The organism is Halanaerocella petrolearia (assembly GCF_054657875.1).
The window spans coordinates 55,486-80,453 of sequence record NZ_BAAHXW010000002.1; the positions used below are offsets into that span (position 1 = coordinate 55,486).

Annotated in this window: 28 protein-coding genes and 1 pseudogene; 8 read left to right on the forward strand and 21 right to left on the reverse strand. The window is 32.4% G+C overall.

What is annotated here, in order from left to right; translation table 11 throughout:
* Positions 1-288 precede the first annotated feature (288 nt).
* The gene (locus ACYQ39_RS07510; protein ID WP_459841767.1) at positions 289-1,278 is read right to left on the reverse strand and encodes a VOC family protein; all 990 of its coding nucleotides are present in this window, start codon (positions 1,276-1,278) and stop codon (positions 289-291) included.
* A gap of 470 nt (positions 1,279-1,748) precedes the next feature.
* Positions 1,749-1,904: a DUF1540 domain-containing protein gene (locus tag ACYQ39_RS07515; RefSeq protein WP_459841769.1), complete on the reverse strand. Its 156-nt coding sequence runs from the start codon at positions 1,902-1,904 to the stop codon at positions 1,749-1,751.
* A 251-nt stretch (positions 1,905-2,155) separates the two neighbouring features.
* On the opposite strand from ACYQ39_RS07515, the gene ACYQ39_RS07520 reads away from it, so the two are divergent.
* From ACYQ39_RS07520 to ACYQ39_RS07530, 3 genes are all read left to right on the forward strand, one after another.
* Positions 2,156-2,314: a spore coat associated protein CotJA gene (locus tag ACYQ39_RS07520; protein WP_459841771.1), complete on the forward strand. Its 159-nt coding sequence runs from the start codon at positions 2,156-2,158 to the stop codon at positions 2,312-2,314.
* 19 nt (positions 2,315-2,333) lie between these two features.
* Positions 2,334-2,600 (forward strand): spore coat protein CotJB, encoded by a 267-nt coding sequence (locus ACYQ39_RS07525; RefSeq protein ID WP_459841773.1) that lies wholly within the window; start codon positions 2,334-2,336, stop codon positions 2,598-2,600.
* A gap of 107 nt (positions 2,601-2,707) precedes the next feature.
* Positions 2,708-3,274, forward strand: coding sequence for a manganese catalase family protein (locus ACYQ39_RS07530; RefSeq protein ID WP_459841775.1), 567 nt, complete (start codon positions 2,708-2,710; stop codon positions 3,272-3,274).
* Between the two features lie 45 nt (positions 3,275-3,319).
* On the opposite strand, the gene ACYQ39_RS07535 is transcribed toward ACYQ39_RS07530, so the two are convergent.
* The 4 genes from ACYQ39_RS07535 to ACYQ39_RS07550 form a co-directional block, all read right to left on the reverse strand.
* Positions 3,320-3,844: a phosphatase PAP2 family protein gene (locus tag ACYQ39_RS07535; RefSeq protein WP_459844303.1), complete on the reverse strand. Its 525-nt coding sequence runs from the start codon at positions 3,842-3,844 to the stop codon at positions 3,320-3,322.
* A 107-nt stretch (positions 3,845-3,951) separates the two neighbouring features.
* Entirely contained in the window at positions 3,952-4,398 is a 447-nt protein-coding gene (locus ACYQ39_RS07540) for a C40 family peptidase (RefSeq protein WP_459841776.1), read from the reverse strand.
* 51 nt (positions 4,399-4,449) lie between these two features.
* Positions 4,450-5,097, reverse strand: coding sequence for a stage II sporulation protein R (gene spoIIR / locus ACYQ39_RS07545; RefSeq protein WP_459841778.1), 648 nt, complete (start codon positions 5,095-5,097; stop codon positions 4,450-4,452).
* Positions 5,085-5,876 (reverse strand): SigB/SigF/SigG family RNA polymerase sigma factor, encoded by a 792-nt coding sequence (locus ACYQ39_RS07550; RefSeq protein WP_459841780.1) that lies wholly within the window; start codon positions 5,874-5,876, stop codon positions 5,085-5,087. The genes spoIIR and ACYQ39_RS07550 overlap by 13 nt, the downstream gene beginning before the upstream one ends.
* Positions 5,877-6,051: 175 nt before the next feature.
* Between ACYQ39_RS07550 and ACYQ39_RS07555 the strand changes: the two genes are divergently transcribed.
* On the forward strand, positions 6,052-7,134 hold the full coding sequence (locus tag ACYQ39_RS07555) for a GerAB/ArcD/ProY family transporter (RefSeq protein WP_459841782.1): 1,083 nt from the start codon (positions 6,052-6,054) through the stop codon (positions 7,132-7,134).
* A 282-nt stretch (positions 7,135-7,416) separates the two neighbouring features.
* On the opposite strand, the gene ACYQ39_RS07560 is transcribed toward ACYQ39_RS07555, so the two are convergent.
* From ACYQ39_RS07560 to ACYQ39_RS07595, 8 genes are all read right to left on the reverse strand, one after another.
* Entirely contained in the window at positions 7,417-8,622 is a 1,206-nt protein-coding gene (locus ACYQ39_RS07560) for a Ger(x)C family spore germination protein (protein ID WP_459841784.1), read from the reverse strand.
* Complete coding sequence (locus tag ACYQ39_RS07565) at positions 8,615-10,225, reverse strand: spore germination protein (protein ID WP_459841786.1); 1,611 nt, start codon at positions 10,223-10,225, stop codon at positions 8,615-8,617. Before ACYQ39_RS07565 ends, ACYQ39_RS07560 begins: the two co-directional genes overlap by 8 nt.
* Positions 10,225-11,307, reverse strand: coding sequence for a GerAB/ArcD/ProY family transporter (locus tag ACYQ39_RS07570; RefSeq protein WP_459841788.1), 1,083 nt, complete (start codon positions 11,305-11,307; stop codon positions 10,225-10,227). The genes ACYQ39_RS07565 and ACYQ39_RS07570 overlap by 1 nt, the downstream gene beginning before the upstream one ends.
* 116 nt (positions 11,308-11,423) lie before the next feature.
* Positions 11,424-11,594 (reverse strand): aspartyl-phosphate phosphatase Spo0E family protein, encoded by a 171-nt coding sequence (locus ACYQ39_RS07575; RefSeq protein WP_459841790.1) that lies wholly within the window; start codon positions 11,592-11,594, stop codon positions 11,424-11,426.
* Positions 11,595-11,655: 61 nt separating this feature from the next.
* Positions 11,656-12,912 (reverse strand): NAD(P)/FAD-dependent oxidoreductase, encoded by a 1,257-nt coding sequence (locus ACYQ39_RS07580; protein WP_459841793.1) that lies wholly within the window; start codon positions 12,910-12,912, stop codon positions 11,656-11,658.
* On the reverse strand, positions 12,912-13,364 hold the full coding sequence (locus tag ACYQ39_RS07585; RefSeq protein ID WP_459841795.1) for a 4Fe-4S dicluster domain-containing protein: 453 nt from the start codon (positions 13,362-13,364) through the stop codon (positions 12,912-12,914). The genes ACYQ39_RS07580 and ACYQ39_RS07585 overlap by 1 nt, the downstream gene beginning before the upstream one ends.
* A gap of 340 nt (positions 13,365-13,704) precedes the next feature.
* Positions 13,705-15,597 carry an anaerobic carbon-monoxide dehydrogenase catalytic subunit gene (gene cooS / locus ACYQ39_RS07590; protein ID WP_459841797.1) on the reverse strand — a complete coding sequence of 631 codons (1,893 nt, stop codon included), beginning with the start codon at positions 15,595-15,597 and terminating at the stop codon, positions 13,705-13,707.
* A gap of 390 nt (positions 15,598-15,987) precedes the next feature.
* Positions 15,988-16,395, reverse strand: a complete 408-nt coding sequence (locus tag ACYQ39_RS07595; RefSeq protein ID WP_459841799.1) for an RrF2 family transcriptional regulator — start codon at positions 16,393-16,395, stop codon at positions 15,988-15,990.
* Between the two features lie 426 nt (positions 16,396-16,821).
* On the opposite strand from ACYQ39_RS07595, the gene ACYQ39_RS07600 reads away from it, so the two are divergent.
* Positions 16,822-17,301, forward strand: a complete 480-nt coding sequence (locus tag ACYQ39_RS07600; protein WP_459841800.1) for a ferritin family protein — start codon at positions 16,822-16,824, stop codon at positions 17,299-17,301.
* A 44-nt stretch (positions 17,302-17,345) separates the two neighbouring features.
* On the opposite strand, the gene ACYQ39_RS07605 is transcribed toward ACYQ39_RS07600, so the two are convergent.
* Entirely contained in the window at positions 17,346-17,876 is a 531-nt protein-coding gene (locus ACYQ39_RS07605) for a carboxymuconolactone decarboxylase family protein (protein WP_459841802.1), read from the reverse strand.
* A gap of 148 nt (positions 17,877-18,024) precedes the next feature.
* Positions 18,025-18,219: pseudogene (locus ACYQ39_RS07610) on the reverse strand (cold-shock protein); the annotation flags it as partial.
* A gap of 429 nt (positions 18,220-18,648) precedes the next feature.
* On the opposite strand from ACYQ39_RS07610, the gene ACYQ39_RS07615 reads away from it, so the two are divergent.
* The 3 genes from ACYQ39_RS07615 (at position 18,649) to ACYQ39_RS07625 (ending at position 21,207) form a co-directional block, all read left to right on the forward strand.
* Entirely contained in the window at positions 18,649-19,278 is a 630-nt protein-coding gene (locus ACYQ39_RS07615) for a response regulator (RefSeq protein ID WP_459841804.1), read from the forward strand.
* Between the two features lie 5 nt (positions 19,279-19,283).
* Entirely contained in the window at positions 19,284-20,333 is a 1,050-nt protein-coding gene (locus ACYQ39_RS07620; protein ID WP_459841806.1) for a sensor histidine kinase, read from the forward strand.
* 130 nt (positions 20,334-20,463) lie between these two features.
* Positions 20,464-21,207 (forward strand): tetratricopeptide repeat protein, encoded by a 744-nt coding sequence (locus ACYQ39_RS07625; RefSeq protein ID WP_459841808.1) that lies wholly within the window; start codon positions 20,464-20,466, stop codon positions 21,205-21,207.
* A gap of 88 nt (positions 21,208-21,295) precedes the next feature.
* Here ACYQ39_RS07625 and ACYQ39_RS07630 read toward each other — a convergent pair whose 3' ends face one another.
* The 5 genes from ACYQ39_RS07630 to rlmH form a co-directional block, all read right to left on the reverse strand.
* The gene (locus ACYQ39_RS07630; RefSeq protein WP_459841810.1) at positions 21,296-22,060 is read right to left on the reverse strand and encodes an ABC transporter permease; all 765 of its coding nucleotides are present in this window, start codon (positions 22,058-22,060) and stop codon (positions 21,296-21,298) included.
* On the reverse strand, positions 22,053-22,973 hold the full coding sequence (locus tag ACYQ39_RS07635) for an ABC transporter ATP-binding protein (RefSeq protein WP_459841812.1): 921 nt from the start codon (positions 22,971-22,973) through the stop codon (positions 22,053-22,055). Before ACYQ39_RS07635 ends, ACYQ39_RS07630 begins: the two co-directional genes overlap by 8 nt.
* 134 nt (positions 22,974-23,107) lie before the next feature.
* Positions 23,108-23,668 (reverse strand): BsuPI-related putative proteinase inhibitor, encoded by a 561-nt coding sequence (locus tag ACYQ39_RS07640; protein WP_459841814.1) that lies wholly within the window; start codon positions 23,666-23,668, stop codon positions 23,108-23,110.
* Between the two features lie 197 nt (positions 23,669-23,865).
* Positions 23,866-24,384: a ferritin gene (locus ACYQ39_RS07645; RefSeq protein WP_459841816.1), complete on the reverse strand. Its 519-nt coding sequence runs from the start codon at positions 24,382-24,384 to the stop codon at positions 23,866-23,868.
* A gap of 85 nt (positions 24,385-24,469) precedes the next feature.
* Positions 24,470-24,949, reverse strand: a complete 480-nt coding sequence (gene rlmH / locus ACYQ39_RS07650) for a 23S rRNA (pseudouridine(1915)-N(3))-methyltransferase RlmH (protein ID WP_459841818.1) — start codon at positions 24,947-24,949, stop codon at positions 24,470-24,472.
* Between the last annotated feature and the right edge of the window lie 19 nt (positions 24,950-24,968).

The following is a 24,968-nucleotide window of genomic DNA, read 5'->3' on the forward strand; positions in this document are numbered from 1 at the left end:
GAAAAAATTTAAAAAATGATATTAGTATTCATAAACACATCTCTAAGTTTACCCTTAGTTCACTCAGCTTATACTTCCACCAAGTTTATTAAACTTTCAATTTTTTCTATTATTTCATACCTAAAGTTCCATCTCTACTCCACAATAAACCTCGGCAATTATTGACCATTACACCTTAGAATGGTGAAAAACTCTTATCTATTCATCTATAATTTATAAGGTATACATAACAAAAGAGGCATTGCTTAAGCAATGCCTCTTTCAGTAAATCAATCTAATATTTGATATTTATCTTAGTTCATTATATTCAATAGTTTCGTTATTAGGTCCTTTAGTATTAATGAATCGAACACCTTTACCATGGAAAGCAGAGATTCCATCAATCTTATCTCCTATCATCTTATAACCTAAATCTTTTACTGAAGAGTGGGCCTTTTCAATATCTACCACATCAAGCGCATAGTGATCAATGTGACCATTACCACGATTACGTACCTGTTCTAATAACTTCTCATCATTAAAATGATAGCTCTCTATTACAACGTCATCTTGTTTTAAAAATGCTACATCAAGTTTTCCTTCAGGACGCTCAATTTTAACCTTTGAATCAACTTTAAATCCTAACTTCTTATAATAATTGATTGTTTCCTCTAAATCAATTGTAGGTATTCCAATATGTTGTAATCCAGTAACATTTTCTGCAATACTCATATCAGAGTTTGTATCTGATTCAGAACTATTTAAAATTTCACAAAATTCAACCTTTTCATCATTAGGTCCTCTAATAGTAAAGAATTTAGCACCATTTTCATGGAAAGCAGAGATACCGTCAATCTTACCACCTAAAGCTTCATAACCTAAATCTTTTACTGAAGCATAAGCCTGTTTAATATTTACAACATCAAGTGCAATATGGTCAATATGACCATCCTCACGATTACGCATCTTATTTAAATATTCCTCATTATTAAAATGAAAAGCCTCTATTACAAAACCATCTTGTTCTAAAAATGCTACATCAAGCTTTCCTTCAGGACGATTAATTTTAGTCTTGAAGGCAACTTTAAATCCTAACTTCTTATAAAAGTTGATTGTCTTGTCTAAATCAATTGCAGGTATTCCCATATGTTGCATCCCAGTAATATTCTCTGCAATATCATCAACTTCACCCTTTGGTTTAGCAGCAGATTTATTTACATTGTTACATCCTACCATTAAACTTAAGCCCATAACCACCAACAACAATAACATTAACTTCTTCTTTCTGAAAATTGCCATTTTAACATCCCCCTCACTAAATATTTTATAAGTATTTACTAAGGTATTACTACCTTAATTATCTAAATTAAAATTATAATTTTATCAAAAAACTAAAGCATTTGATACTAGCAATTTTATATAAGCAAATACTTTAAAATATCATCTCTGATAATAAATCAATTATCTTATTTGACTTATATGACAAAATAACTTATGTAAGTTACTAGATAACACTGAAATAATATTGTTATGGTTAGTAATAATAATCAAATTCTAATATAAATCCTTAAATAGAATTTATTTTCTTTATTAGAATCATTTTGTAATCAATGATTATAATTGATTATTATTTTTCTTATTGTTGATCATTTATTACACTAAGTGATTGTTTATGATTATCTCTGTTCATTTATGATTATATTTGATTTAGATTAAAAAGTCAAGAAAAAATTTAAAGCCGCAGCTATATAGCTACGGCAACTATAAATCTACTTAGATTCAAAAGTATGGCAGTTAGTCATTTCATACTCATTAGCACTAGTTCCTCCACCATCAACATTAACCTCAATAGCAGAAGCAGTACAATGTTCCTTCTTCCAGTACTTGCAGTTATTAACAGTACATTTTACATTGTCTAATGTCATCTAAACTCCCCCCTCATTAATGGTTCTAACTTTATTATTTGAAACAGGAAGAACGAATATGCAGCCAAAGTTTACTAGTTGATTGATATAAAGTAGCACTTTCGTGCCATAGCTATCTGTCACCTATTAAAATAACAATTTTTATAGGGTTTAAATTGGCTAATAGAACCCCACGTGACTTATAATTAGAAATCTTCACATTTATATAATTACTTGAATACCATATATCAGACTTATATGGAGGTGATTAGATGGATAATCAGAATCAGTGCAGATATCCTCTTGATCTTGACTTAGCTGAAGCTTACATCCCTTTTCAGGAGTATAATCGACGTTATAGTCCTAAAGAAGGATTGATGAAAGGTACTATCTTCCCTGAACTTTATAGACCCTATCGTAAGAAAAGATAACTTTAAAGGAGGTGAAATGATGGCTAGAGAGCAATTACCTAGAGAACAATTAGCGATGCTTAAGCGTATTATGGCCTTAGAGTTTACTGCAATTGAATTCAATCTCTATCTCAATACTCATCCTGATGATAGAAGAGCTTTTAGAGATCATAATGAAACAGTTAGAGAATTAATGGAGCTAAGAATGAAATACCAAGATGAGTATGGGCCAATAGTTGCCATGCATCCTACTGAATATCCATGGCGCTATATAGAAACTGCTTGGCCTTGGGAAATCGATTATTAGTAATCAATAACTGGTAGTGAGTAGTTAGAAAGAGAAGAGTTAAATTAAAATTAATTATTAAATACCTACTACTCACTACTTAATTAACTAAAAAAGGAGGAGAATCTATGTGGATTTATGAGAAAAAGCTTGAATATCCTGTTGAAGTAGCTAGAACTGATTTAGAAATGGCTAAATATCTTTTTGCCCAATATGGCGGACCAGATAGTGAGTTATCTGCTGGATTACGCTACTTAAGCCAGAGATATACTATGCCTACTGATGAAGCAAAGGCTACTCTAACTGACATTGGTACAGAGGAGTTGGCCCATTGGGAAATAATTGCTACTTTAATCTATAAGTTAACTGAAGGTGTTTCTGTACAAAGATTACGTGATGCAGGTATTGGTGCCCACTACACTCAACATGGTAGAGCTATATATCCTCATGATGCAGCAGGAGTTCCTTGGACAGCATCCTTTATGCAGTCTATGGAAGATCCAATTGCTAGTTTACATGATGATCTAGCAGCTGAACAGAAAGCACGAGCAACATATGAAAATCTGATTGACCTCAGTAATGACCCTGGAGTAATTGATACACTCAGTTTCTTAAGAGAAAGAGAGGTAGTCCATTTTCAACGCTTTGGAGAAACACTTGATATTGTACGTGACTACCTTGAAAATGAAGATTAAAAAGAAGGGTCCTGCCTATTTGGCAGGACCCTTTCACATATAAGTTTAAAATATAACACCATGAATCAAACTTGAAGAATAGATACCAATTATAGCTCCAATTACTATATCCGAAGGATAATGAACCCCTAAATAAGCTCGAGATATTCCTACAGTAGTAGCTAAAAATTGACTAATAAAGCTTAAATCAGGGAAGTTAAATCCAATAGTAACTGCAAGAGAAAAAATAGCTGTTGTATGCCCAGAGGGAAAAGAATATTGACAAAAAGGTGCATTGACCAGTTTAACCTGTTCTAGAATTTTATAAGGTCGTTTTCGATTAACTATCCTCTTTATAATCTGTACTACGATACCACTAATTAAGACTGATAGTAAAACTTCACTACCTACTTGTTGTAGAGAACTACTCCCAAAAAAGAATAAGAATACTCCAAAAGTAAGAGTAAATACTGCACCACCTAAATGCGTAATCCAAGGCATAACCCAATTTAAAAATTCGCATCTTATTTTATGATGCAAGAAATAGAATAGTCTAACATCTTGATTAATAACTTCTTCTATTAATTTCATCACCTTGAATCATTCCTTACTATTTTATTTACTTCATTATATTATACTATACACTAATTTACAATTAAAACCCTTTTTACTACAAAAAAAGCGTGCCTAGAGCACGCTTACTTATCTAACTCAACTATTCTTCTACCTCCTGCTATCTTCCTACGCCAAAATCTACGCTCTAAAGTACCAACCTCTACATTTCTATCTTGTAAAATATGAATAAACTCATGATCATTAATCATGACTCCTGAATGAGTGACTATGTCATCTAGCAATTTAAAATAGACTAAATCTAGAACTTGTAAATCTTCAAATGGAACTGACCGCCCTATTTGCAATAGACCTCTTAAATATCTGTCTGGATCTTTTTTATACCAATCTTCTGGAATCGAACTTCCATCTCCAGTAGGAACATCAATTCCAAACTCTTGGTAAACAAAAATTACTAATCCTAAACAGTCAAGGCCTCGTAAAGATCTACCATTATGCTTATAAGGAATATTACGATACTTTCTAACCACCTTTTCCATCTTCTCTTTTACTTCAGTTACTTTTTCTACCATAATCTCACTCCCTATACCACAGTATATGTGGTAAGAACCAGTTAGTGAGGATTAATTGGATTTAGAGAAAATCTCTCCTAATTTTAATTTATTCTTAACAAATTTAGATTTACTATCCAAATATTCTGCTAGCTTAAATCTAAAATCAACTTTTAACTCTTTCTTAACTTGTTTTTGTTTGCTCTTGATGCCAACCTTTCTTTTAGGAATTTCATCCACTGAATCAACAAAGCATAATGGAGGAAATAAGACACACCACCAGTTCTCTCCTCTTCCCTCTCCAATTACAACTCTTAAAGCTTTGTAGTCTCCTGATGCTAAAGTAATATCACCATAACTTCGCATCGGAAAATTATATTCCCCTAATTTTAAATCAACTTGATAATTCTTACCAGCTTGTCTAACTTTATGTTGAGCTATCCTAGTCAACTCCTTTAAATTAGTTTTAACCTTTATTTCTGCTTGACTTATATCAGTTACCCCAGTGAATAATTTCTTACCTGATTTTACTAAAGCATCTCTTACCTGTCGTTTCAAATGCTGATCTGCTAAAGAATTACTATTAGCAATTACATGAAGTCTTAATAAATTATCAGGATTATAGCTTTGATCCTGTAATACAAAAGCCGTTTTATTAACTAATAATAATAGACAGATCAAAGTGAGACTAGTTCCTATGATAATTGTTACTCTGCGCATCTTATATCCTCCTCAATTTCTACTGATTTCCTTAGTTTCTGTAACGCTTTCTTTTGAATTCTAGAAATCTGGGCTTGAGAAACACCAACTTTTTCTGCTATCTCAGATTGAGTCTTTCCTTCATAGAATTTCAATTTAATAATAAACTGTTCTCTTGCTGTTAAATCCTGCAAAGCCTCTCTAACATTAAGCCCTTCAATCCAATCTAAATCTTCATTATCTGATAGTTGATCTAATAATAATAAACTATCTCCTTCTTCTTGGAATACAGGTTTGAATAGAGATACAGGATTCTTAACTGCTTCTAAAGAATGAACTATCTTCTCTCTGGAAACATCCATTCTATCTGCTATCTCCTCTAAAGTAGGCTCGCCGCCTTTCTCATTTCTTAATTCTTCCTTTAGTTTAAGTGCTTGATAAGCTATCTTTCTTAAAGAACGACTGACTCTTACTCTTTTATTATCTCTAATATGCCGCTTAACTTCTCCAATAATCATTGGTACAGCATATGTAGAAAATTTAACTCCTCGTTCAATATCAAAATTATCAACTGCCTTAATCAGACCAACACATCCAACCTGAAACAGATCATCTATTCCATAATTATTACTTCTAAATCTCTGTAATACACTTAAAACTAATCTCAAATTACCATTGATAATATCTTGTCTAGCCTCGTGATTACCAGCTTCTAATTCCTTGAATAGCCTCATCATCTCTTCATTAGATAAAACTGGCAAATCACTTGTTTCAAAACCTGCTAACTCTACCCGTTTCATCAAACCACCCCTTTTCCATTTATTACTATTAATAGCATTGACAGTAATAACTGAGGTTATACATATAAAATACATTTTTTACTAAATTAATATTTAATTTTAAAAAACATAAATAGTATAACTTCCTATCTAATAGTAAAATATAGAATATAAGGACTAGTTATGGAGTGGTAAAATGAAAGAAATATCTAATCTACAGTTTATACTAACAATAATTATCTTTACTTTAGGCAGTTCAATCTTATTTCCCCTAGGAATTGGGGCCAAAAAAGATGCTTATTTTGTTATCTTAGTCTCTATGGTAATAGGGATTATATTAGTTCTCTTATATACTAGAATAAATTCAATAGCCCCTGATAAAACATTTATTCAGATTCTACAACAGGTTTTTGGTAAATATTTAGGTTGGTTATTAGGCAGTATTTATTCTATTTTCTTTCTCTATTTAGCAACTAGAAATATCAGAGATTTAGCAGAGCAAATTATACAAAATCTATTACCTAAAAGTAACATGTTAATTATCAGTTTATTAACTGTTATTTTAGCTATCTATGCTACTTATCAAAACCTACATACTATTACTAGAATATCACTAATTATTGGCCCATATATTCTAATAAACTTAACACTAACGAATATCTACCTGATATTCGTTGCTGGTAGAGTTACTAAACTAGTACCATATCTTAGTAAAGGCTTTATGCCCATTCTAAAAGAAGTTTTTACAAAGATGTTAGCCTTTCCACTGGCGGAATTAGCAATCTTTATGATGATAATTCCGAAAATAGATACTAGCCTAACTAAAGTTAAAAAATCTTTTATAATAGCTGTAATTATTGCTTTTTTAACTTTGACTATGAATACTATTTCTATGCTTTCGATATTAGGCCCTAAATTAGCCGAAAAAACTACCTTCCCACTGATCAAAAGTGGCGAACTAGGACAATTTAGCATCATAAATTTTGATTTCTTAATTGCTTCAATCAGTACTTTGGCTTTAATGATGAAGATATTCCTATCAGTCTATGCAGGAGTAAAAGGAACTTCTCAGCTCTTTAATATCTCATATCATAAACTAACACTTATACTTCCTATACCATTAATCTACTTAACTAAAATAGTAGCTAAAGGATATCCTCAGCATATTGAACTTGGCTTAGGTCCTTCACTTACAATTAATAATATAGTTGGTATATTTCTTCCTATCATAACTCTAGTTGTCTACTATTTAAAGAAACCATTCCAAAAAAGCAAGTAAGCAATTAGCTTAAGCTAATTGCTTACTTTATTAGACTAATAATTGATTAAATATATAATCATATAGTGGCTTAAATAAACCCTTTAAGAACAAAGTTGGGTTGGGCAGAGAAAGCTCCAGCAAAATCCCATAACTATAAACCATTCCTACCAACATTAATAATGAATAAACAACTAAATCCTTCCAGGCCCTATTGTTAACTAAATCCTTTACCTGCCAATAAATCATAATGATAAAAAAGAAGGTAACTGGCACTAGTTTAAACATTCTTCGGTTCCTTTCCTATTCTTCTAAGATTGGCTTAGAAATAACTCCTAATCTCTTAATTGTAACATTAACTTTAATATCTGTCTTAACCGTAGGAAAGATTTGATCCCAATTCTTTTTAAGCTGTTGCCATTTATCAGGTTCATTACGATAGACTGCACCACTATAACCAAAAACATCAGCTTTATAATCTCGTTGGGCTTTTTCTAAAGCTGCTTCAATTGAATCTTTTATCTCTTCAGATATCATCTTCTGAGCTTTTATAATGTTTTTGGACTTTGTTAAATCAAGACTTGTCTTCTGCTCAGTAATTGCTGCTGCTGCTTTAACTTCTAACTTAAATTTAACTCTATCTCCTATTACTTCTGGTTTTAAACTAGATTGGGCATTTATAATATCAACTGATAACTGTTCTTCTCTATTCTTATTGGTATCTACTACTAGAGTACCTTCTTTCATCTCTCCTGTAATCCAAAGATAACCTCTAGACTGTTCTTTAGTAAACCAACCCTGTAATTTACCATCTTTAAAGATAGCCATAGTATCAACAGCAACTATTCTCTTATCATTTTCTGATAATTGTTTTACTAAATCTTCCTGTTTATAAGTACCTTCTGGAGAAATAAAAGGCTCATAGTAGGTTACTCTAGCTGTTACTTCATCTAATTTTTTATCAGCCAATCTCATTAACATATCTTTAAGATTAAGAGCATAAGCGTTAGACCAGTCTTTTGCATTTTCTAGAATTCCTATTATCTCTTGGGCCAATGACCCTTGAAAGCGAGGTGCAATCTCCATTATATTATCCGCTCTATCTTTAGTCACTAAAACCCAGCTATTATATCTAATCTCTTGATTACGAGCAAAAAAGTCAATTACTTCTCTTAAGCCTTCTCGGGCTACCTCTTCTCCAATCAATATTAAATTACTATGAAACCAGACCAGACTCTTAGAGGTTCTAGCTCGTAAATTCTTACTGGCTTGCATAACAGTATCTCCAGTAGCAGTTACTACCCAGACCTGAGTTTCAGCCTGACCACCACCAGCTCTTTGAGGGCTGACTATTTGAACAGAAATTTCATAATTTCCTGTCTTTTTACTTCTATCTATCGATGTTAAGTTGACAATTCCTAACTGGTCTACCTCTCTCTTTCCTGCACAACCAACTAAATTAATCAATACACAGCTTAATAAAACTATAGCTTTAATTTTCTTATTCATCATTCTCATCCTTTGTAGGTGGTGCTGGCTTAGCATTTGGCTTAATTCGTTCTTCATCCTCTTTAGTAATATAAGTAGGACGCTTATTCTTCATCCATTCTGGTACCTTTAATATAGTATCCTTCATACCTGACCAATTAAGAGGAGTTACAGGAGATAAATAAGGGACACCAAAAGAACGTAGACTGGCTAAATGAATCAATAGACCTAAGACAGCAAAAGTAATTCCAAACATACCTAGACTACCGGCTAAAAACATAATTGGAAATCTAATCAATCTAATAGCAATTCCCATATTATAAGCCGGAATAATAAAGGAAGCTATCCCTGTTAGAGCAACTACAATAACCATTGCTTGAGATACCAGACCAGCTTGAACAGCTGATTCTCCAACTACTAAAGCACCTACAATACTAACTGCCTGTCCAACAGGTCTAGGCAATCTCAAACCTGCCTCACGCAAGGCTTCAAAACTGACTTCCATCAACAGGGCCTCAATAATAGCAGGAAAAGGAACACCAGATCGTGAAGCAGCAATATTAATCAATAAAGGGGTTGGAATCATCTCCTGGTGGTATGTAGTAATGGCTATATAGATAGAAGGCCCTAACATAGCAACAAAAAAGGCTATTAATCGTAGAGTTCGAATAGCAGTTGGAAATAAAAACCTTTCATAATAGTCTTCATTTGACTGTAAAAAATGAATAAATACTGAGGGAACAACTAAAACATAAGGAGTACCATCAATAATAATAATTACTCGCCCCTCATTTAAAGCAGCAGCAGTTCCATCAGGACGTTCTGTATAACTCATCTGGGGAAAAGGAGATGTAGGATCATCTTCGATTAGCTGCTCTATATTACCACTTTCATTGATCATATCAATATCTATATTTTTAACTCGTTGTCGTACCTCAGCTACTAAGTCAGCTGGAGCAACCCCCTTAAGATAAGAGATTACTACATCTGTCTTACTAACTCTGCCTAGCTTAAAGCTTTCAAACTTTAGATCAGGGGTCTTAATCCTTCTGCGAAGTACACTCATATTAGTATTAAAGTCTTCTACAAAACCTTCCCTAGGACCACGTACAACTGTCTCAGTATTGGGATCAGTTACATCTCTAGCCTCTTTAGCTTGAATACTCAAGGATAAACTAACAGCGTAATTGTCAAGAAATAAGATAGCCTGGCCTGTTAATAAATCTTCTAAGAGATTATCAAACTTTTTTCTCTCAGTTACCTCACCTAGACTGAGTAAAGAATTCTTAATATGATCTTTTAAATCAACTTGAGCTGAACTATCCTCTAAGTCATCATTACGTGAGATAATCATTAGATCGCGTAGAATAACATTATTTATTGCCGTCTTCTCTACTATACCACCTATATATACTAAGGCTGCATCATGACTACCAACTTTAAATTTTTTGGTTACTATATCACTTACTTTATCAAAAACACCTTCAATATAAGCTAGGTTAAGTTCTAGGTTCTTCTCTACAGACCTATTATTAATGTCTTCATCACTGATATACTTCTCTTTTAAGTCAGATAGATCTTTTTCTTTCTTTTCTTCTAAAGTCAATGGTTTCTTTTTCTTCATTAGCTACCTCCTTTCCCTTTTATTAAAGCAACTAAATATAATAAACTAGGAACTAATAATTGAACTGAAGCTATAATCAATGAATAAGTAGTCTCTACATAAATCTGAAAATCAACAATTCCTTTAAAACTAATATGACTTAAGACTATTATTAGTATTGCTAAAGGAATACTAAAGTGATTTTTATGGTTTAGATTAAATAGACTGACTAAAGAGGCTCTACAGATCCAAAAAAAAGCAGTTGCTTGAATTAAAATCAGTCCTATCCAAATAACTAATAAGAATATCTCTTGCCTTAAAATCATTCCTCCTGCTTCAATAAATCTAGTCAACATATAAGGAGGAAATAAGAAACGGGAACTTAGATCTACCCCATAAATTGATATACTGGCAATTACAAAGCCAATTATAAGTTGAAAACCAACAAATAAACCTATATTAATTGTCTTACTTAACTTAAAGGATTTGTCTGTTAAATTCCCAAAGAATAGAATTATTACAACCTGACCTAAAAAGACAATAGGCATCAAACTACCTTGCAAAATACTAGTCATATCTTCTTCTAATAATGGAAATACCCTACTAAAATCAATTTCAGTAACCAACCCAAAACCTACAAAAACAGTTACCAAGATAACTGTTATAAAAATAATATCACTGACTCTAAAAATAACCTCTGCTCCTAAATTTACTGCATAAACTACTAAAGAAATCATAGCAAGCTTAAAGAAGAAAGGAGGAAACTCCTGATAGACCATAATAGTCATTAAAAGTTGAAACTGTTCTAATACATAAACAACTACTAAAAAAGAATAAAGAAAGAAAACTAAAGCAACTATCTTACCTAAAAAACTTCCCATAATATCTGAACTAAATTCTAATATATTCTGATCTGGATACAGTTTAATCAACTGCAAGGAAATAAATGTAATTACTAAAGCAACTAGATATCCAATTGTTGTAGCTAACCAAGCATCCTGTTTAGCATATCTAATAGCTATAAATAAGACCTGAATATGTGCAGTAGGAATCAAAATATTTATCAGTAGAACAGCTAGCTGACCTTTAGAAATCTGGAACATAATAGGCCTCTCCTTATATGTACTCTATTCCTTCTATTTAGTTATTCTTTATTTTATCCAGTGTACTATCTTTTATCCAAAAAAGAAAAAAGCCCGGAATTATCCGGGATTATTAACTAACTATTATCTTTTTTACAGTACTGATAGATTAATTGATCTAATTCTTGACTTATTTTTATAATCTCTTCTTGATTAAATTCAGCCTCCTCTTTCATTGCCTGATGCAATTTCAAACGCAACTTCTCAATTCTCTCCTTTAATTTCTTTTGTTCATCAGCTAGAAGCACCTCCCATATTTTTTTACATCATTACCTTTGATTTCAACTATAAATTATAGATTATATACTGTCAACTATTAGTATAACTAAAACTACCATTTTCTCTTTCCTTAAAGAAATCGGCATAGGATAAGTTAAATAATTCATCTAATCTATCTGATAAATCAATCTGTTCCTTAATCAATTTACCATATACCCCTGAACCATCTACATCTCCTTGGAAGATAGCTCCCTGTAACTTATTATCCTGTAAGATTAATTTTTGATAGCTATTCTTATCCTGTCTAATTTCAACTTCATACTCAGCACTATCTACTTCAACTAAACCATAAGTAATAGTAGAGAGACCATGGAAACGCATTGAGTTTTGATAAGCAAAATTATCTGTTATCTTCTTGGTTATTCCAGCCATATTATAAGCAGCCGTCTCACCTTGCTTAACTGCTAAAGGCCAGATAGGAGTTAGAGATAGTTCATCACTAAACATCTCATGAGATTGGCAAACATCTCCAGCAGCATAGATATCAGCTACACTAGTCTGTTGATATTCATCAACTACAATTCCTTGCTCTACTTTAAGATTAGTATTCTCTATTAATTCTATATTAGGCTTAACTCCAGTAGCAACTACAATTAATTGTGAATCAATTATCTGACCATTACCTAATTTTAATCCTGCTACCTGCCCTTCTTTAGTTATAACTTCACTAGCTTGAGCATTAGTTATAATCTCTATTCCTTCTTCTTTTAATCTATCACTATATCTAGTTGCTGCTTTTTGGTCAAGTTGACGAGGTAAAATTCTATCGTCCATCTCTACAACAGAAACCTCAACTCCTGTTTCATGTAAACCAACTGCCGCATCCAAACCTACTAAACCAGCTCCAATGACAACTGCCTGATCAATATTCTCAGATTCCTCTTTAATTCTTTGGGCATCATCCAAATTACGTAATCCAACTACAGGATTTCCTTGTTTAAGGTTTTTTATTGGTGGCAAGATAGGGTGTGAACCAGTAGCTACTAATAATCTATCATATGAATATTTAGAATTGTCAGATAATAAAACAGATTTCTCAGTTTCATCAACAGCTACCACTTCTCCCCCTTGTATCCAGTTGATATTATTAATCTCAAAAAAGTTTTCTGGTATAAATCTTAGATCTTCATTATTTCGCTCTCCACTAATCAAATGATGTAGCATACAGCGAGAGTAGACCTGTTTATCTTTAGAAATAACAGTAATCTCTGCCTCTGTATCTAACTTACGTAATTTCTTAGCTGCACTAATTCCAGCAGCACTGGCTCCAATAATTAAGTAATTCATTAGGCCGATTCCTCCTTTACCTCAATTACTTCAATTGCTCCTGTAGGACACTGACTAATACAAGCAGGTTCCTCTTCATTTTGGCACAAGTCACACTTGAAGGCTACATTCCTAGTCTTATCTTTAAAGACCATTCCATAAGCACAACTCATAACACACATCCAACAACCAGCACACTGCTCTTGGTCAATATCTACAATACCAGTCTCAGGATCTTTAGTTAAAGCTCCAGACATACAAGCCTGCACACAATCAGGATCATCACAGTGACGACAGAAGAGTGGTGAGTTTTGTTGACTTCTATTTTTTTGCTCTATAACATTAGCACTTTGCAAATTAATATCTGTCACATCTAAGCTATCAATATCTGTATCATCATTTTTAGCCATACAGGCTAAAACACAGTTTTTACAGGCTTCACATAGATCCCGATCAATATAGATTCGCTTCATTTATAATCCTCCTCAGTATTAATATAAAATCCTAACTTTATATCGGTCGTGAGTCATGGGCTGTAAGTCATGGGCAATTCTTACAAAGAATCCAAAGGACTCCTGGGAAGTCAATATCAAAACAATAAGTCTAATTTAATCTCCTTCTTGTTGTTAAGCTCCCAATCCCTAAGCATTCTATAGTCATCCTTGTGACAATAAATTCACTGTAGCTTGAAATCTAATAAATTTTTAATTTAGCCCATAGCTCACAGCACACAACTAACAACTGGATCCTAAAATGCTACTCTATATCAATTCTATTAATTTAAGAGTTCTAAACCTCCGCTTTAATCTAAAATTAGGCTGACTTCTCTTTTTCTAATCCTAAACCTTCTCTTCTATCTACAATAATCTCTTCTAATTTATCGGCTGTACTTTCTACCTCACCATCAATAATCAACTGTCCCCCAGTAATCTCCGGTAAGTCCTTAGTCAATGTATCTACTATTAAATCACTACCAGTTACAAATGGAGGTAAAGCTAAGTGTAATGGTAAACCTAAAGCTAAACCAAAAGCACCATCAGCTAAAGCCTGTTCCTCTAACCATTGCGGAGCTGATAAAACAACAGGTAACTCTGGCAAATCAACATTTAGAGCGTCTGCTAGTTCTACTGCTACTTGTTCTACCCGACCAATTGATAGACACGGGCCAAAATTAAGTACTGGTGGAATACCTAACTCTTTACAGACTGCTTTTAAGTTATCTCCAGCAAGTTCTGCCGCACTAGGAGATACTAAACCACAGTTCTCTAATCCACCTGTTGTACAACCAGCAGACAATACTAATATATCCCGTTTAATTAATTCTTTAGTTAATTCCACTGTAAAGACATCATGTCCTTGAGCAGTCAGGTTAGAACAACCTACCACACCAGCTACTCCTTTTATCTTACCTTCAGCAATTAAATCAAGTAATGGTTGATAGTTCCCACCTAAGAAGTTACGTAATGATTTTTCACTAACTCCAGTAACTACATCATCATATCCATGGTCCTTAGGAATATCAATCTCTACTTCCCCTCTTCTAGATGCGTAACTTTCTACAGCTTTATCCATGATCTTTTCTGTAATATCTTCAGCTTTTTCAGGCGCAAAATCAATCATTTCAGCCTTCTTCTTCTTAGCTACATCATCAATAGCTATCATATCCACATCATATTTTTCAGCTGCATCTTCTAAACCTGGAATTGTACAGTTGAATTCAGATACAACTAAATCAATTCCTCCAGTAGCTAATAAAGCTTCACTTGTAAAGTTGTTACCTGCATGACCAGCAAATACTTCATTATAGTGATTACTTCTAACCTGTAAATCTTGCCCAACACAAGTACAGCCTACAATCTTAAATCCTTTAGCTCCTATCTTTTTGGCCAACTTAGTAGCTTCTTCAGTAACTAAAGCATCTTGTAAGTGAGCAATCATACTATGTTGATGGCCAGTTACTACAATATTGATATAATCTTCATCAACAACTTTAAAACCTACTTGATCTTGGCCAATCTCTGGCTCTCCCAACATAACATCATTTAATAGGTTAGTTAAATGAAGTCCATAAAGACCTGTAGAAATTCCTAAGTTTAAGACATGCATTAACATATCAACTGGATCACTTGATAAATTAGTACTAGTCTTTACTGTAGCATCAAATACCTCAGACTTGGCTCCACCTGGCATAATACCTAACTCTTTCCACTTTTCTACCCTTGGTTCATAGCCTAACTTCTCAACTAACTCCATCTCTTCAAATCTTGGTTTATATAAATCGGCTAAGACTTTATCTGCTACCTTAACTGCTTTTTCGTTAACGTCATCTTCTTTAACCTCTAACTTATCAGCTAAATCATCTAAAGAATCTAGCCCTTTTAACTCAGTAGCATAATTTCCTTCTCCAACCTCTTTTAGATTACGAGCAGTAGTCTCTACCACATGTAAATAACAGCCTGCTCCTGCAGCTACATGACGTAAAAAGTTACGTGCTACTATTGTATCAGCATCTGCTCCACAAACCCCTTTAGGTGAATTAGGAGTAATTCGACAAGGCCCATTAGAACATAGACGACAACAGACTCCTTTCTTACCAAACCCACACTTAGTCGACTGTTTAGGCTCCCGATTAAAAGAAGTCTCCAACTCTGGCTTACTATCTAAAAAGTCACATAATCCACAATCAGCTGATGTACATCTTTCCATTATTTATTCCTCCCTATTTTTAATTATACTTAATTGGTATACTTTAGATCAAAAAATATATTATCAACTTTAAAGTAAAACTTAATTGATATAAAGTAACACTTTCGTGCCACAGCTATCTGTCGTCTGCTATGTGCAGATGGCCTTTATCACGAAGAGTTTCTATGAAACTCGTAGGATGAGCTAAATCAAGTTCAAAATCATAAGTACATATCAAACCCTTGAAATGCAGTTATTGTAAGAATTTAGTTTTTGAATTTAAAGGTTTTGAACTGGCTAATAGCACACAGCAGATAGCTCACGACTGTGTCACCTGTGGTGACACAATATATCAATATAGTCTCATCCAAAGATAAATATACTAAAAAGGTATACTTTAACTTAAAAAAATTACTTTTCTAACAAATCAGCAAAAGTATAACTATCTAATTTATCTATTAAAGTCTGTTGAATATCAAATAAAGCAGCGTGAATAGTACAATTATTATCTTCATCTTTATTACATTCTAGTGGATCAATTAAACAACGGTTTATATGAATTGGCCCTTCGACAGCTTCAACTACCTCTCGAAGAGTAATTTTTGCTGGATCTTTCACCAAAGCATAGCCACCATTCTTACCTCGATATGACTCTAACATATCAGTCTGGGCCAACTTCCGAAAGATCTTCAACAAAAATCGTTTCGGAACATTCTCTGCTTCAGAAATAGTCTGGGCATCAACTCGAACTTCAACTCCTTGTTTAACTAAGTATAATATTGCCCGAAAAGCATAATCACTAGCTTGACTTAATCTCATTCTTGCCCTCCTGTCTGTAACTTCTACCTCATATCTTGCACTTATAATTATACTGATTTGGTATATTTATGTCAACTATAAAAAATAATCAATATTGATTCTTATTATCTTTCTGATTGTTAAATGTAAGTAATTTTTTATTAGTGAGATATTATTTATATGATTTGTCACTAAAAGTGACATAGCCGTCTGTTTTGAGTCGTGTGCTGTGTGCTAATTAAAAACAGTTTCATTCAAAATCCAAACCCTATAAAAATTTTTATTTTAATAGGTGTGAGTTGTTTTGTGGCTTTGATTTTGAACTGGCTCACGACTCACAGCACATAGCTGATAGCTATGACACGAAAGTGCCTTTTACAATTTAAATTGATAATCTAACTATTTAATAGTATTATAATATTGGACTATTAGTAAAGGAGGAATATTATGGATATTCAATTCAATGCATTAGAAATTCTAAGAATGGCCATGGATATTGAAGAACAAGGAAGAAAGTTTTACCAAAGATGTCTAGAAGTCAATACTGAACCCGAAGTTAAAGAGTTATTTGCTCAATTAAGAGATGATGAAGAAAAGCATTATCAGTACTTCAAAGATTTATTAGCTAATTTTGATGAACAAGATAAGTCTATGACTAGAGATTATTTATATGATGAAGAAGTTAATGGTTACTTAAGGTCTTTAGTTGATACCAAAGTATTTCCAGCAGATGAAAAGGTCACAGATGAGATCGCTCATAACTTAGAGGAAACTCTTAAAGTAGGCATTGCAGCAGAAAAGAATTCTCTATTACTTTACCAAGAATTAATCCAGATTGAAGAAGATTCTCAAACAATTAAAGCATTAGAAAAATTAATTTTAGAAGAAAAACGACATCTAATTAAACTACAGACAATGCAAGGATAGCATTAAAAAAGCCCTCACTGATAACTGATAGTGAGGGCTCTAATCTAATCTAATTCTATATCTAGAATTTTTGTAAAAGAGTTTAGTCCAGAGAATAATTGAACTACAGTTACTAATTCTAATAATTCCTCTTCTTCAAAATGTAACTCTGTAAAGTCTGATTCTTGTAATTCATATTCTTTAGCAAGAGCTTTATCTATAAACTTTAATACTCTAGCTTCTATCTCAGTTAGATGGTCATAATCCCCCCCTTTTACCTTATCTAATATTTCAACTGGATAGCCTATCTGTTGTAAACTTTGATAATGTTTATCAATACAATAATCAGCCTGATTTAAGATAGAAACCCTAAGAGCAACTAGTTTCTTTAGCTTTCTAGGCAGTAAGTCATCCTTCATAACTGCCTCCATCAATTCCCAAGTAGCTCTTAAAGTATCAGGTTTATGACCTAAAGTCCGAAATAGATTAGGCACACTTCCTACTTTATCCTCAATCTTAGTAAATACATCTTTAGTTATATTCATTGCCTCATCTTCTTCAATAGTACTGACTCTGTCAGCAGTAGATACAGGCATTACAATCACCCCTAACCTTAGGCTATCCTAAATAGGAGCTTTAAATTCTATTGTTAATATTTACTGAGTTTCAGAAAGCTACCCTGCAAAAAAATAAAAGATCTAGGCAAATTGCCTAGATCTTTCTTCCGGTTACAAAGTTAATTTATTATAATTTAATTACATTCTCAGCTTGTAGACCTTTATCAGTTTCTACAATATCAAACTTAACTTCTGCACCTTCTTCTAAATCTTTGAATCCATTTTGTGCAATAGAAGAGAAGTGAACGAATACATCATCTCCATCTTCTTGCTCAATAAATCCATATCCTTTTTCCGTATCGAACCACTTAACAGAACCAGTATTAGTTGGTTCAGCAACTTCATTAGTTCCTTCAGCAGTTTCTTCAGTTACCTCTTCAACTTTTTCTTCATCTACAAGACCTGCTTCTGCAAAAGCGTTACCTAAGTTATTAACCATCTTTGAATCCCTCCACACTATGTTGATTTTACACTGTTCTTAATAATATCATTCAACCTTAGTTTTGTCAAACACTAATTCCTTTTTTTGCAATTTAATCAAGCTTCAATAAAAACTGGTACTTGCTTTATTATTTTTCTATTTCTTTTTTAATTAAACTACTGCAATCCAAAAGTAGGAGCCTAAATTCCTACTTTTAGGTGATGTAATTAAGAATTAAAACCTATATAATAAACAACGAGGAATAATTTAACAAATAAAGAAATATAAGATTAAGATCAAATTTAATCTTATTACATTGAGGTGAATTAAATGATAGAAATCTATTTAGTCGATGACCATCCTTTTGTCTTAGAAGGATTAAAAACTTACCTTAATACTCAACAAGAAATTAAAGTTATTGGATACGCTAATAAAGGTCAACAAGCATTAACTGAAATAAAAAATTTAGAACCAACAGTAGCTATTATTGACTTACATTTACCGGACATTAGTGGTATTAAATTAATTAAAAAAATACAAGAAAATAAACTTAATACTAAAGTAATTGTTTTATCTAGTTTCTGTGCTGATGATGAAGTAATAGCAGCTATTGATGCCGGAGCTTTAAGTTATCTGATGAAAGATTCTCCTCCACAAAAATTAGCTAAAGCTATTCGTGCTGCTGAGAATAATGAGCCCGTTTTACACCCTAGAATTTCTAAGAAGTTAATGCAAAGAGTTAGTAATAACCAACCAGTTATCGAGCCTTTAACCCCTAGAGAAAAAGAAGTATTAGCTGAACTAACTGATGGAAAATCAAATAAACAAATTGGCAATGCTTTATTTATTTCTACTAAAACTGTAAAGACTCATATCAGTAATATATTAAGAAAACTTGAAGTTAAAGATAGAACTCAGGCTGCCATCAAAGCTATTAAAAATAATTTAATAGATAGGTGATTAACATGCTAAAAAAAGAAGATAACTTCCTTGAAGTTGCTCAAGAAAGTTCAATAATTGGAATTGGAATTTCATTAACTTTTATGTTTTCATTTCAAGGATTAGTCACAAATATCAAAGTTTGGGGCGCGTATATCTTATTTGGGGGAATAGTAGGTTTTTTTATTGGTTTAGCTAATACTAGTTTAGACAAAATCTTTAATAAATTACCTGATTCCTCATTATATATTATTCTAAAATTAATAATAGTATATACAGTTAGTGACATAACCTTCTATCTTGTAGGATTAATATTCTTTACTTTATTGTCTATTTCTACAGACTATTTATTATATACTAGTTTAGCAGTAGGAATCCCATCAGTAATGATTAATCTCTTTTATACTTTTATGGCAGAAAAGGAGACTAAACTACAATTAGAAAAGGAAAATAAAAAATTAGCTGTTATAGAAGAAAGAAATCGCATTGCTAGAGAGCTGCATGATTCAGTATCTCAAAACTTATTTGGAATTAGTCTCAATCTTAATACTCTAGAACACTTAATTGCTGAAAACCCAGAAAAATCACAAGAGATCACTTATCAATTACAAGAAATGGTACAAGAGATACAGACAGAGATGCGGTTAATGATTTATGAATTAAAACCCTTAACCTTTCAAGAACGAGACTTTTTTGCAGCTATTGAAAATCTGGCTAACTTATTTCAAAAACGTTATAATTTAGATATTAATTTGAAAACTTCAGGAGATGAAAATCATCTAACTAGGAAAGAAAAACTTAATATATACCGAATAATCCAAGAGATATTAAATAATATAATCCAACATGCTCAAGCTAACCAAGTACAAATAAACCTGATTGCCACTAACAATCTAGAATTAACAATTACAGATGATGGAGTTGGCTTTAATCCAGAACAGATTAGTACTAATAATCAATTTGGAATTAAGGGTATGAAAGAAAGAGTCAAACAGATAAATGGGCACCTTAATATTGACTCTACTCTAGAAAAAGGGACTACTATAGAATTAAAAATAGATAATCTCAAGAATTAATTATGGATTAGTCCTTAAGTAGGAGATTATCTCCTGCATATTTCTATTTTAAATAATACTTTTGCCAGATGTTAAATTTAGCTATTTTCGATATTATATACTTAACAGCATCAAACAAGGAGGAATCAAGATGAAGAGAATTAAAACTGCTTTTTTATTTCTACTCTGTGGTTTATTACTGCTTACTGTAAATGTTCATGCCAGTAAGCTAGAAGAAGGTAAAGAATTGTTCTTTAAAGGTAGAGAAAGTTTTTACAATAATGAAGAAGATATTTCTAGTTCTCTAACACTTTTAAAACAAAGCAAACAGCAATTTGCTAACCTAAATAATGAATTTAATAAGTATTATTGGCAGGCCCAATCTGAATTTGTAATTGCTGAAATCTATGAAACCAAAAAAGAAAAGAAGAAAGCTCTTCTTAGTTTCAACAATAGTGAGCAGTTAGTTAAGAAAGCTTTAAAAGAAAAAAAGACCAGTGAGGGACTTCGCTTGTTAGCCGACACTTATATGCGCCAAATAAACTATAAAGGGATTTTCTACTCTATGACTTATGGGCCAAAAGCTATGGAACTACTTGAAAAATCAATTCAATTAAATAATAAAAATTATACAGCTTATAATTCTTTAGGAACCTATTATATCAATGCACCTAAAATTGGTGGCGGAGATATAAATAAAGCAATCAAAGCATTAACTACAGCATTAAATAGTAATAACCAATTCGATAACTTTATCTCCTATCACTGGCTAAGTATAGCCTATAATAAGCAAGATAAAGAAGGTAAGGCACTTAAATATGTTAACAAAGCACTTGAAATTTATCCTAATAGCTTATGGGCCAAAAATACTTTACAACAGATTAAACAAGATTAAAACCAATCTAAAAAAGATTATCTCATATAGCCTTTATTTACTACTAAATCCCAGGAGCCTCCTGGGATTTAGTGATTTAAAATCTGTATTAACTTTTAATTTTATAACCAATTTTAAAGAGATGACTGACTAACCATAGTAAAGCAATAAACAGACTAGTTACAACTGATACAGAGAAGATAGGGCTTACATCTGAAACTCCTAAGAAGGCATATCTAGTCATATCTACCATATAAAAGACAGGATTAAATAATGAAACCTTACTCCAAATACCAGGTAATCTCTTAACTGAATAAAAGACACCACTTAAGAATGTTAAAGGCGTAATAAAGAAGTTAGAAAAGATAGAAACATGGTCAAACTTCTCTGCCCATAGCCCAGCAATAATCCCTAATAGAGAGAAGATTCCTGCTACTAATAATACAAAGATAATCAGTAATCCTACTGAATAGACTACCCCTCCATAAAAGAAAATAGAAATAAAATAAATGACTATACCAACTGCTACTCCTCGAGCAATACCTCCAATCATCAAACCTAGAGTCAACTCTAGATAAGAAAACGGAGCTAGTAATAGATCAACAATTGAACCATTATACTTAGCTACAATCAGTGATGACGATGTATTAGCAAAAGAATTCCTGATTAAGCTCATCATAATTAAACCAGGCACAATAAAGCTGATATATTCAACATCATAACCTGCTACTGCTTTACTCTTAAAGGAGTAAGAAAATATAATTAAATACAGACTAGTAGAGATTAAAGGAGCAAAAACAGTCTGGATCGCTACTTTAGAAAAACGCATTATCTCTCGTTTAACTAAAGAGAAAAAAGAGGTTAAATTATTCACCTTCTTCACCTCCTAAGTTAGTCAACTGTATAAAGACATCTTCTAATTGAGCACTTGTAATTTCCATATCTTCAATTTCTACATCTAATTCCTCTAACCAGCTTAATAATTCAGCCAATTCAGCCCGCTCAACCTCTAATTCTAGTTCTCTATCTTCTAAATCAAACTCTAATTCGTATTTGTTTAATTGCTTAATCTCTGAACTAGTTTCATTAAATTTAACTTTGACTACCTTCTTATCAATCTGATTAATTAGATTCTCTTTAGTATCGACAGCTACTACTTCTCCTTGATCTAAAATTGCTATTCGATCACATAAAGTTTCTGCTTCTTCTAAATAATGAGTCGTTAAAATAATAGTTTTTCCCTGCCGATTAAGTTTCTGAACATAATCCCATAGTGATTTTCTTAACTCTACATCTACTCCTGCTGTAGGTTCATCTAACACAATAACTTCAGGATCATGAATTAAAGCCTTAGCTATTAGTAACCGTCGTTTCATACCTCCTGATAAGCTACGAGGTTTAACATTCTCTTTATCTTTTAAATCCAGAGCATCTAGAATCTCATTAATTCGATCATCATTATTCTTGATTCCAAAGTAACCAGATTGAATCTCTAGTGTCTCCCGTACAGTAAAGTAAGGATCAAAAGATATTTCCTGTGGTACAATACCTAAGCTCTTCTTTGTCTGTAGATGATCTTCAATTACATCAGCACCTAAGACTGTTACTGAGCCTAAATCTTGTTTAACAAGACCAGCTAAGATACCAATTAGAGTACTCTTGCCAGCTCCATTTGGCCCTAATAAGCCAAAGAATTCTCCTTCTTCAATCGTTAAATTAATATCACTAAGAGCCTGTAAATCACCATAACTCTTATGTATATTACTAAATTCAATAGCTGTTGTCATTCTAATTCCTCCTTCACCTATCTATAATAATTGTTAATTAAAAAATAATCAAGCTTGTCTTTAAAAGTAACATAATATCGAGATAAAAAAATACCCTGTTAGATAAAATACCTAACAAGGCAGTTTATAAGAAACTATTCAACTTCAAGAAAGACACTTAATCGTTCATCAGAAACTTCTTGGGCTACATTCCAGCCTCTAATTTGATATCTACCTGCTTGAATTTGTTGGCCGTTATCATCTTCTCGCTCCCAGGTTACATTATATACTACTGCTTCTTCAGGATCTAAACTAATAGTTCTAGTTACCTGAGGAAAGACTTGACCTTGAGACCAAGTCCAGACTCTTTGACCATCTCTATAAGCCTCAAAATCATAACGTTGACCTGAGCTATAGTTTAACTCAATAGGTGAATTACCAATATTAACTTTAACTAGGGTTAATTCAATCGTCTCACCTGCTTGGTAAATAGCCTGATCAGTAAATAAAATAAACAATAACCCATTAACAACCTCATAATCAAAGTTCTTTGGTCTAATCTCTACTCTATCTCCATCAGGTACAACTAGTTTCTGTCCAACTTCTAGATAATTAGGATTTTCTATATCATTTAGTTCAACTAGCCTCTGCACAGTAGTTCCAAAGCGTTGAGCAATCTTATATAAGGTATCACCTGACTTAACACGATAAATCATATTTTTCCTCCTTTCTCATCTATATTCTATTCTTCTACTTAAAATTGAGTGAATAATATATTTGACTATCTCTGACCTTAAAGTTATATGAAAGAAGAGGATAATTATATTAGAAGAGAAAGAAAATACAGAATATGAAAATGAAATCATAGATATCGAATAAATAATAAAAGCCCCCTATAATAGGGGGCTTTTATCTATATCTGTTCTACATCTTGTGGTCGATTAAAGACACGCTGACTCAACTTATCATCAAGCATAAAGATTCCCTGACTATCTTCTCCTAATCTCTGTACCTTATTTAAGATTTCTTCAATAGTAGCCTCTTCTTCTACTTGTTCGTCAACAAACCAATCTAGAAAACTAATAGTCGAATATTCACGTTCATCTTGTGCTAAATCCATTAATTTATAGATCCGCTTAGTTACTTCTTGTTCATGTTCTAGAGCTTCTTCAAATACTTCTGCAATAGATGAAAAATCATTCTGTGGTTCAGAAATAGCGTCTACTTTAGCTCTACCACCTTTTTCATTAATAAAACTAAAGAATTTCTCAGCATGAAATCGCTCTTCTTCAGCCTGTACCCAAAAGAAATGTGCAAATCCATCCAGATCTTGATCTTTAAAATAGGCTGCCATAGCTAAATAATAATGAGCAGATAAAAACTCAAAATTCATCTGCTTGTTTAAAGCATCTAATAAATTTTCTGAAATCATTGTTCTACCTCCTTATGTAAGTCATTAATCTTATCTAAATTAATGCTATACAAAAAATTGGCTTTAAATTATAGTTAATTCAGACTTAATGATGGTATGGTTCACCTTTCATGATTTTAAAAGCTCGATATAACTGCTCTAATAAGATTAACCTAATCATTTCATGGGTAAAAGTCATATGAGAAAAAGTTAAAACATAATCTGCTTCTTCTCTTATTTTATTATGTAGCCCCAAAGTCCCACCAATAATAAATTCAATACTGCTATAACCTTGTACTTGTAAGTTGCTAATTGATTTGGCTAATCCTTCTGAGCTCATTGGTTTGCCATGAGGATCTAAAGCAATAGTATAAGCTCGATTATTAATCTCTTTAATAATCTTATCTGCTTCTTTTTCTTTAATCTGTTCCATTTCTGATGAACTTAAATTACCTTTGATTCGTTCAGCTTTGACTTCAGTAATTTCTAAATCAGAATGGCGTTGTAATCTAGTTTTAAAATCATCAATTCCTTGTTGTACATAATTTTCTTTAATTTTACCTACTGCTATAATCCGTGACTTCATATAATATGACCTCCTAAAA

Excerpts from the sequence above, each read along its gene's own strand:
- ACYQ39_RS07510 (WP_459841767.1), bottom strand. The coding sequence starts at position 1,278 with ATGGCAATTTTCAGAAAGAAGAAGTTAATGTTATTGTTGTTGGTGGTT.
- ACYQ39_RS07515 (WP_459841769.1), bottom strand. The coding sequence starts at position 1,904 with ATGACATTAGACAATGTAAAATGTACTGTTAATAACTGCAAGTACTGG.
- ACYQ39_RS07520 (WP_459841771.1), top strand. The coding sequence starts at position 2,156 with ATGGATAATCAGAATCAGTGCAGATATCCTCTTGATCTTGACTTAGCT.
- ACYQ39_RS07525 (WP_459841773.1), top strand. The coding sequence starts at position 2,334 with ATGGCTAGAGAGCAATTACCTAGAGAACAATTAGCGATGCTTAAGCGT.
- ACYQ39_RS07530 (WP_459841775.1), top strand. The coding sequence starts at position 2,708 with ATGTGGATTTATGAGAAAAAGCTTGAATATCCTGTTGAAGTAGCTAGA.
- ACYQ39_RS07535 (WP_459844303.1), bottom strand. The coding sequence starts at position 3,844 with ATGAAATTAATAGAAGAAGTTATTAATCAAGATGTTAGACTATTCTAT.
- ACYQ39_RS07540 (WP_459841776.1), bottom strand. The coding sequence starts at position 4,398 with ATGGTAGAAAAAGTAACTGAAGTAAAAGAGAAGATGGAAAAGGTGGTT.
- spoIIR (WP_459841778.1), bottom strand. The coding sequence starts at position 5,097 with ATGCGCAGAGTAACAATTATCATAGGAACTAGTCTCACTTTGATCTGT.
- ACYQ39_RS07550 (WP_459841780.1), bottom strand. The coding sequence starts at position 5,876 with ATGAAACGGGTAGAGTTAGCAGGTTTTGAAACAAGTGATTTGCCAGTT.
- ACYQ39_RS07555 (WP_459841782.1), top strand. The coding sequence starts at position 6,052 with ATGAAAGAAATATCTAATCTACAGTTTATACTAACAATAATTATCTTT.
- ACYQ39_RS07560 (WP_459841784.1), bottom strand. The coding sequence starts at position 8,622 with ATGAATAAGAAAATTAAAGCTATAGTTTTATTAAGCTGTGTATTGATT.
- ACYQ39_RS07565 (WP_459841786.1), bottom strand. The coding sequence starts at position 10,225 with ATGAAGAAAAAGAAACCATTGACTTTAGAAGAAAAGAAAGAAAAAGAT.
- ACYQ39_RS07570 (WP_459841788.1), bottom strand. The coding sequence starts at position 11,307 with ATGTTCCAGATTTCTAAAGGTCAGCTAGCTGTTCTACTGATAAATATT.
- ACYQ39_RS07580 (WP_459841793.1), bottom strand. The coding sequence starts at position 12,912 with ATGAATTACTTAATTATTGGAGCCAGTGCTGCTGGAATTAGTGCAGCT.
- ACYQ39_RS07585 (WP_459841795.1), bottom strand. The coding sequence starts at position 13,364 with ATGAAGCGAATCTATATTGATCGGGATCTATGTGAAGCCTGTAAAAAC.
- cooS (WP_459841797.1), bottom strand. The coding sequence starts at position 15,597 with ATGGAAAGATGTACATCAGCTGATTGTGGATTATGTGACTTTTTAGAT.
- ACYQ39_RS07595 (WP_459841799.1), bottom strand. The coding sequence starts at position 16,395 with ATGAGATTAAGTCAAGCTAGTGATTATGCTTTTCGGGCAATATTATAC.
- ACYQ39_RS07600 (WP_459841800.1), top strand. The coding sequence starts at position 16,822 with ATGGATATTCAATTCAATGCATTAGAAATTCTAAGAATGGCCATGGAT.
- ACYQ39_RS07605 (WP_459841802.1), bottom strand. The coding sequence starts at position 17,876 with ATGCCTGTATCTACTGCTGACAGAGTCAGTACTATTGAAGAAGATGAG.
- ACYQ39_RS07615 (WP_459841804.1), top strand. The coding sequence starts at position 18,649 with ATGATAGAAATCTATTTAGTCGATGACCATCCTTTTGTCTTAGAAGGA.
- ACYQ39_RS07620 (WP_459841806.1), top strand. The coding sequence starts at position 19,284 with ATGCTAAAAAAAGAAGATAACTTCCTTGAAGTTGCTCAAGAAAGTTCA.
- ACYQ39_RS07625 (WP_459841808.1), top strand. The coding sequence starts at position 20,464 with ATGAAGAGAATTAAAACTGCTTTTTTATTTCTACTCTGTGGTTTATTA.
- ACYQ39_RS07635 (WP_459841812.1), bottom strand. The coding sequence starts at position 22,973 with ATGACAACAGCTATTGAATTTAGTAATATACATAAGAGTTATGGTGAT.
- ACYQ39_RS07640 (WP_459841814.1), bottom strand. The coding sequence starts at position 23,668 with ATGATTTATCGTGTTAAGTCAGGTGATACCTTATATAAGATTGCTCAA.
- ACYQ39_RS07645 (WP_459841816.1), bottom strand. The coding sequence starts at position 24,384 with ATGATTTCAGAAAATTTATTAGATGCTTTAAACAAGCAGATGAATTTT.
- rlmH (WP_459841818.1), bottom strand. The coding sequence starts at position 24,949 with ATGAAGTCACGGATTATAGCAGTAGGTAAAATTAAAGAAAATTATGTA.